Here is a 1,697-nt window from a genome sequence, read left to right as displayed (position 1 = left end):
TGTCAACCGATAGTTGACAAGGGCACGGTTTACGTATTGTGCGCCATCAGGGACTCGAACCCCGAACCCGCTGATTAAGAGTCAGCTGCTCTGCCAATTGAGCTAATGGCGCGTGCTCCGTGTTCCGGTGCGGGACAAACCTTAACAGGCGAGGGCCGCAGAAGTGAAATCGTGCCCTGACCGGCTCGAGGCGATCTGCTCCCGGCCGGTAACACCGGGAATCGCCGGGTTGATCTAGAGGTGGTAACGCTGCAGTGACGGACGAGGTGTTCACATTGGCCTGGACGTGACGCACTGGCAGAATGTCCGATTGTGGTTTCGATCGCCCGCGTACACGGCGGGGTGAGCGGCGTGGCGGTCGGTATCCGAAGCCATCGGTGTGTCCTGGAGCACCGAGACTTTGAAACGGGGTTGAAATGAGTGTTGGTCGAGGTCGGCACGAGCGCAAGCCGGCCGCACGGTGGTCGCTACGCGCTGTCGCGGGACCGGTGATCGTCGTCGCGGTCGCCGCACTGGCGATGACGGGATGTTCGGCATCCGACGCCACGGAAGCGGCTCAGGTGGTCATCGACCGCAACCCCATCACGGAATTGATCAAGCCCAAGCTGCTGTCGCCGGTGAAGGACGGTGAGGTCGGCGTCTCGCCGGGCGTCCCGCTGACGTTCAAGGTGGAGGACGGCAAGTTCACCGATGTGACGTTGGTCAGCCCGCAGGGCAAGTCGATCGAGGGCAAGATCGCCGCCGACGGACGGTCCTGGGAAACCACCGAGGTCCTCGGATACGGCAAGACCTACCGGCTGAAGGCCGACGCGATCGGCCTCGGCGGCGCGAACACCGCGACGCTGAGTTTCACCACGAGTTCGCCCGGTAACCAGACCAAGCCGTACCTGATCCCGGGGGAGGCCGAGGTGGTCGGTATCGGTCAGCCGGTGGCCGTCCAGTTCGACGAGAACATCCCCGATCGGAAGGCGGCGCAGTCCGCCATCAAGATCACCACCGAGCCGCCGGTGGAGGGCGCGTTCTACTGGGTGAACAACCGCGAGGTGCGCTGGCGGCCGGAGCATTTCTGGGCGCCGGGGACGAAGGTCACCATCGACGTGAACGTCTATGGGCGTGATCTCGGTAACGGCCTGTACGGCCAGGACAACATCCACTCGTTCTTCACCATCGGTGACGCGGTGATCTTCACCGCCGACGACAACACCAAGCAGGTGACCGTCGAGCAGAACGGTCAGGTGATCCGCACCATGCCGACCTCGATGGGCAAAGACAGCACGCCCACCGACAACGGCGTCTACATCGTCGCCGACCGGCACGAGAAGATCATCATGGACTCTTCTACCTACGGCGTGTCGGTCAACTCGCCCGACGGGTACAAGACGCCGGTGGACTTCGCGACGCGACTGTCCTACAGCGGTATCTTCTTCCACTCGGCGCCGTGGTCGGTGGGTGCGCAGGGGTACAGCAACACCAGTCACGGCTGCCTGAACCTCAGCCCGGCGAACGCGCAGTGGGTCTTCCAGAACGCCAAGCGCGGCGACATCACGATCGTGAAGAACACCGTGGGTGGCACCCTGTCCGGCATCGACGGCTTGGGTGACTGGAACATCCCGTGGCCGGTCTGGAAGGCGGGCAACGCCGACGACAATCGCTGAGCCGAAGCAGGACGCCGAACGGGCCACCGGAGCGTAATCCGG

The 1,697-nt window shown here is 63.8% G+C and carries 1 protein-coding gene and 1 tRNA gene; one reads left to right on the top strand and one right to left on the bottom strand.

Translation table 11 applies throughout. The features are described from left to right. Positions 1 to 39: 39 nt before the first annotated feature. Positions 40 to 112: transfer RNA gene (locus tag ACFU5M_RS34460), tRNA-Lys, on the bottom strand. 304 nt (positions 113 to 416) lie between these two features. On the opposite strand from ACFU5M_RS34460, the gene ACFU5M_RS34455 reads away from it, so the two are divergent. Beyond that, entirely contained in the window at positions 417 to 1,655 is a 1,239-nt protein-coding gene (locus tag ACFU5M_RS34455; protein ID WP_379055809.1) for an Ig-like domain-containing protein, read from the top strand. The last annotated feature ends 42 nt before the right edge of the window (positions 1,656 to 1,697 follow it).

Origin of the sequence: Nocardia sp. NPDC057455 (assembly GCF_042802775.1) — a bacterium.
GTDB lineage: Bacteria > Actinomycetota > Actinomycetes > Mycobacteriales > Mycobacteriaceae > Nocardia.
The sequence above is the reverse complement of the archived record's forward strand: the minus strand, read 5'-3'. Positions and strand labels throughout refer to the sequence as shown.

Bases quoted from the DNA above. Each gene is read 5' to 3' on its own strand.
- ACFU5M_RS34455 (WP_379055809.1), top strand. From the start codon at position 417: ATGAGTGTTGGTCGAGGTCGGCACGAGCGCAAGCCGGCCGCACGGTGG.